The organism is Pseudomonas sp. 1 R 17, assembly GCF_900067035.1.
Classification (GTDB): domain Bacteria; phylum Pseudomonadota; class Gammaproteobacteria; order Pseudomonadales; family Pseudomonadaceae; genus Aquipseudomonas; species Aquipseudomonas marginalis.
This window is the reverse complement of sequence record NZ_FKLB01000012.1, coordinates 1-5,472: the sequence shown is the minus strand read 5'-3', so window position 1 is coordinate 5,472 and position 5,472 is coordinate 1. Positions and strand designations below refer to the sequence as shown.

At 64.2% G+C, this 5,472-nt stretch carries 3 protein-coding genes and 1 pseudogene; 1 reads left to right on the top strand and 3 read right to left on the bottom strand.

The genetic code is table 11. From position 1 onward, the window contains the following. Positions 1-153: 153 nt before the first annotated feature. Positions 154-1,062, bottom strand: coding sequence for a hypothetical protein (locus BFP99_RS01760; RefSeq protein WP_065946535.1), 909 nt, complete (start codon positions 1,060-1,062; stop codon positions 154-156). Between the two features lie 126 nt (positions 1,063-1,188). On the opposite strand from BFP99_RS01760, the gene BFP99_RS01755 reads away from it, so the two are divergent. Further along, the gene (locus BFP99_RS01755) at positions 1,189-2,310 is read left to right on the top strand and encodes a lactonase family protein (protein WP_065946534.1); all 1,122 of its coding nucleotides are present in this window, start codon (positions 1,189-1,191) and stop codon (positions 2,308-2,310) included. A gap of 244 nt (positions 2,311-2,554) precedes the next feature. On the opposite strand, the gene BFP99_RS33910 is transcribed toward BFP99_RS01755, so the two are convergent. Then, complete coding sequence (locus tag BFP99_RS33910; RefSeq protein ID WP_370671250.1) at positions 2,555-3,247, bottom strand: methyl-accepting chemotaxis protein; 693 nt, start codon at positions 3,245-3,247, stop codon at positions 2,555-2,557. Positions 3,248-4,923: 1,676 nt separating this feature from the next. Beyond that, positions 4,924-5,472, bottom strand: a pseudogene (locus BFP99_RS01745) (tRNA (adenine(22)-N(1))-methyltransferase TrmK); the annotation flags it as partial.

Genomic DNA, 5,472 nt, shown 5'->3' with positions numbered 1-5,472 from the left:
TTGCCCCGCGCCGGGCGGCGAAGCGGCCCCAAAAGCTGTTATCAGGATTTACCTGGAAAAACGCGGTGTTCTTGATGGGGCCGCTTCGCGGCCCGGCGCGGGGCAAGCCCGCTCACCACAGAAGCCCGCTCACCACAAGAAGTCCGCTCACTACTAAGCGTGCGTAAAACCCGTTCCCCCGGCCACCTCGCCATCGGCTTGCGCCTTGTCCAACAGTTGCTGCACCCACGGCGCGTTCCGGGCATTGACCACGCCATAGCGGTCCGGCGGGAAAAACGCCCAGTGATGGGCGATTGCAGTAAGGCGCTTGAGCTCATCGGCCGCCAGCCAATACCCGGTGTCCAGCAAGGGCAGCGGTTCGCCGTCGAAACGTCGGCCCAGCATCAGGTTGGTGCCGGGGGCAAAGGTAAAGGCCAGGTCCTGGCAGGGTTGCAGTTGTTTGTCCGGGGCCGGCATGCTCCCGACGCGGTTGTAGGTGAAGTCGCCGGGGTATTCGTCCTTGAATACCAGCCAGTGGCCCGCCGTGGTCTTGGCGACGATCCACTGCGATACCCCGCTGCTCTGGGTGCGTTCGAGCTGGCCGTTTTTCCATTGCATCAGGGCGTTGCAGTCGGGATCGTAGTCCGAGGCCCACAGGCTGGTGCCCGACACCAGCGTGTGGCGCTCCAGCTCGACCACCCCCTGGTCCGGCATGGCCTGCCAGTAGCGCTTGATGGGGTCACGGGTATCACGCAGGTAGTTGCGCAGCCCCCAGGCCGCCGTAAAGACCACCGCCGCCAACACCTGCCAGGCAAAGGTGTTGCCGATAACTCGGTCCACGTCCAGGCCAGGCGCGAACGCGGCCCCGTACAGCCACACGCCCAGCATGAACACCAGGCTGGGCAGGAACACACCAAAGCACAGCGGCGGCAGCAGCACTTCGATCCAACTGAAGTGATGCCCGGCTGCATGCTCCCGTGCCCAGGCCTGCTCCTCGGCGAGCATCGGCGCCTGTTCGCGCGGGCCGATGCCGGGATCGGGGGCCTTGAAGCGCCAGTAAAGTGCTACGGGGTCGTTATTCATGCCGCGCATCATGCCCTTGGCGCGGGCAGAGATACAGCGCCCCGACCACCGATAAAACAATCATTGCCGAGACCCGCCTACAGTCATACGATGACTGATCACATCCATAACAATAAAGGATCACCCGTGAACAAACCTTTGCTCCTGGCCGCCGCCGTTGTCTGCGGCCTCAGTGCCCACGCCCACGCCACCACGTTTGCGTATATCTCCAGCCCCGGTGACGGGCTGATTTCCCAGTACCGCCTCGACGAAAGTAACGGCGCCCTGAGCCTGGTCGAGCAAGTGACGGCCGGCGATCAGGTCAACCCCATGGCCCTCAGCCCCGACGGCAAGACCTTGTTCGCGGCGTTACGGGTCAAGCCGTTTCAGGTCCAGGGCTTCAGCATCGACCCGACTACCGGCCGCCTGACGCCGCAGTCCAAGGCGCCACTGGCCGAAAGCATGGCGTACCTGGCCACTGACCGCGCCGGGCGCTATTTGCTCGCGGCGTCCTACGGTGCCGACACCCTCAGCGTCCAGCCCATCGACAAGCCTGAACCTATCCACACCTACAAGACCGGCCTGCATGCCCACTCGCTGCGCACCGACCCAAGCAATCGCTTTGCCTACGCCGGCAACCTGGGCACGGACCATGTGCTGCAATACCGCTTCGACGCCGCCACCGGCGCACTCACCCCGATCGGCAGCGGCTACGTGAGCGTGCCAGCCAACACCGGGCCTCGGCACCTGGCGTTTTCGGCCAACGGCAAGTACCTGTATGTGGTCGGTGAAATGAGCGGCACCGTCACCGCGTTTGCCATCGATGACAGCACCGGTGCGCTGACCCAGATTGGCGTGGCCAATGGCATTCCCGAGCATTTGAAATTGGCCCATGGTGAAGTGCGTGACGCGCGCAACAATGACCTGAAAGACGACCCGACGCCGCGCATCTGGGCGGCCGACCTGCGCCTGTCGCCGGACGGCAAGCTGTTGCTGATGAGCGAGCGCACCAGCAGTTCGGTGTCGGCGTTTGCGGTGGATACCGCCACCGGCGGCCTGCGCTTTGTCGACAACTACCCGGTCGAGGAGAAGCAGCCGCGCAATATCGCATTCTCCCCCAACGGGCATTGGCTGCTGGTGACCGGTGAGAAAAGCGACAAGGTCGGCACCTATGCAGTCAGCGCCAACGGTGCGTTGAAGCGGGTGGGGGAAGCGGCGTCGGGCAAGGGGGCGCTGTGGATTGAAGTGCTGCGCACCCAGTCAGAGTAGGCCTCCACACATTTTCAAGGGGGCAATTACGTAGATAGCGCCTTATCCAACACCGCGCCAATCCGTAGCAGCTGTCGAGCGCAAGCGAGGCTGCGTCAGGCGCGCTGCCGATTCAAGCCCGAGTCGCGGCCAACGCAGCCTCGCCGGGGTTCGACAGCTGCTACGGATGCCAATCCACCTCACGGTCTCACCGGTAGCAGCTGTGTTGGATAAGGGTATCTACGGGGGAGTATGCCCGCACGCCTCAGCTCAGGCGAAACCGTGCGGTGTTATCACTCAACGCCTGGCTGCCCTTGCTCAAGGTGTCTGCCGCACGGTTTACCGCGCGGGCGCCGTCCAGCAGGCGCCCGGCGGCCTGGTCGACTTGCTGGATATTGCCGCTCACTTCATCCGCCGTCGCTGCCTGCTCCTCCACTGCCGTGGCGATTTGCGCCAGGGTGTCGGTGACGTTCTGCACCGCGCCGGCAATCTCGCCCAGGCGCGTGCCCAGGCCGGTGACGGACTCGGCATCGGTCAAGGCCTGCTCGCACGCGGCGCCCATCAGCGTCACCGCCTGGCTCACGGTGGCGCGCAGACTGTCGACGGTGCCGGCGATCTGCGCCGTCGAGGCCTGGGTGCGTTGCGACAGGCTGCGCACTTCATCGGCGACCACCGCAAAGCCCCGGCCTTGCTCGCCTGCGCGTGCGGCTTCAATGGCGGCATTAAGGGCCAGCAGGTTGGTCTGCTCGGCAATGCCGCGAATGGTGTCGACCACCGATTGAATCTGCTGGCCTTGCTGGCTGACCTGCTGCAAGGCGTCCGAGGTGTCGGTCAGGCGCTGGTTGAGCTGCTGGATGCTGGCGGTGGTGCGCTGGCTGTCGCGGCTGCTGTCTTCGGCGATGCGCCGGGTTTGCTGGGCACTGCCGGAGGCCTGTTCGCAGCTGCGCGCGACGCCCATGGACGTGGCGGCCAACTGCGTGGCGGCGGCGGCGATCTGGCTGATCTGGTGCTGCTGGTCTTCGACTTCGCTGAGGGTGCTGCCCGATTGCGAATTCAGGGTAAGCACCGCCGAGCCAAGCTGCTGGGTTTCGTGATTGACGCCGAGCAGGCTGGTGCGCAATTGCACCACCGCGACGTTCAACGCGGTGCTGATCGCCGCGAGTTCGTCGCGCCCTTCTACCGTCACGGCCACGCACAGGTTGCCGTCGCGCAGAGACTCGGCCAGCGTAGTGATGCCGCTGGCGCTGCGACGGATGGACGCTTGCAGGCACATGAACAGGTACAGCGCCGCCAACGCCAACAGGCTGAACGTTGCCGCCATCGGTATGAATTGCGTGTTCGCGTGCTCGTGGTAGTAGTCCAGGCGCGCATCCATCGACGTCAGCGACTGAACACGCAACGCGCCAAGCGAGGTGAGCATGGCGTCGATACTGCGCTCGAAACCCGCTGTATCCAGCTTGATGCTGCCGCCGAACACGCCGTCGTCGAGCACTTTGAGTTCGTTATCCAACAACTGCAGGCTGGTGTCGTATTGCGCTGTCCACGGTTCCATCCCGGCGTATTGCTTGGCCTTGAGCGAAGCCGCAGCCTTGACCAGTTGATCCCGCGCATCGCCGATGCGGCTGCGCAAGTCGCGCATCTGCAAACGGCTCTGCAAGGTGAACTGCCCCGAGGAAATCGAGGACTGCCCCACACTGGCCATCCGCCCGATACGCTCGATCAGGTCGGGCGTTTGCTGGGTGCCCATCTGCATGAGCATGTAGGTTTCCAACCAGGGATCGAGGATCAGGCCGGCGTCGAGGGTGATCTGTTCGCGCAGGGCCTGCATCGCAGTCAGCGCGGAGGTGAAGCGGTCGTAGCCATCCGGCCACCAACCCACGGTGCGCAGGGACGCCGAGTCCATGCCCTTGACCGTGGCCTGCAAAGCCTCGAAGCGGGCCAGGACGTCAGCGCCGGCGTTCTGGGTTTTCAGGGCATCACCGAGGGCCTGCAGGCTTTGCAGGATCAGTGGGAAATTGGCATCCACCTTATCCATCGCCGCCTTCGCCGCTGGCGTCGGGGCATGCAGGATGTCCGCCGCCTTCCAGCGCGCAGCCAGGTTACGTTGGGCGGTCAATTGGCCATCCAGCGCGTCCAGGGCCAACAGTTGACGAAGGCCGGACTGCTCAGCGGAAATCACGCTTAATTTGTCGCGATAGTCCTGGCCGATCATCCACAGGCTGCCCGCCAGGGGCAGCATGAACAGGAAGAACAGGATCTGGAACTTACGCGCGAAGCCGAAACGTCCGAGCAGGCGGATACCGGGTGATAAAAGGCTGTGCATGTCCACTCCCAAAAACAACCCACGCGTTAGACGGCAGGCGAAGCCTTGAAATGACTAACGGCAAAATGCCATGTCATTGATTAGGTTGGCACTAGCAAGATACGGGCCGCTGCTGCACAGCCCTGAAACAGGGCACGCGACGCGCCAAAGCGGCCCGAGGCGTGCGCGAAAATGGGGCAAAAGCACTCAATCGCGACACAGGCATTGTCACCCGCAGAGACGACTGCCCGAGGCGCGCGCTGAAACGCCCTCAATCACCACAGCCTATCGGCCGCCCATGGGGAGAACTTGAAGGGAGTCCGGCGGCCTATTTACGCCAGCAGTCGGGTAATCCACTGGACCTGCTGGGCGATGGCTTGCGCCTTCGCCTGCGGTACCCGCTGCCGAGCCTGCTCAAAGCCCGCCAGGGTGCGTTTTTTCAGGCGCAACGCACGCTGCCACTTGGCGAGGAACGCCGGGCTGCGGGCCTGCAGGTGCAAGGGGCCGAAGTACAGCTCCTCAGCGCTGTACACCACGGGCTCGGCGCGCTCGGCCATGATGATTTCATAGTAGAAGCGGTTTTCGTGCAGCAACTCCTCACTGAGGATGCGGTAGCCATTGCTCATCAACCAATAGCGCAACGGCTGTTCGCCGCCGTTGGGTTACAGGATCAGACGTTCGCGGCCGCTGAGGTGGGCCTTGCCGCTGTCGAGGATGTCGCGGATCGTCTCGCCGCCCATGCCGCACACGCTGATCGCGGTGATCGCGTCCGCTGGCTCTATCGCCGCCAACCCATCGGCCAGGCGCACCGTGACGTGCTGCTCCAGGCCATTGTCGCGCACGGTGCGCTGCGCCGCGTGGAACGGCGTGCTCGCCACCTC

What these genes read in the sequence shown, in the direction of transcription:
- BFP99_RS01760 (WP_065946535.1), bottom strand. Translation starts at nt 1,062, where the DNA reads ATGAATAACGACCCCGTAGCACTTTACTGGCGCTTCAAGGCCCCCGAT.
- BFP99_RS33910 (WP_370671250.1), bottom strand. Translation starts at nt 3,247, where the DNA reads ATGGGCGTCGCGCGCAGCTGCGAACAGGCCTCCGGCAGTGCCCAGCAA.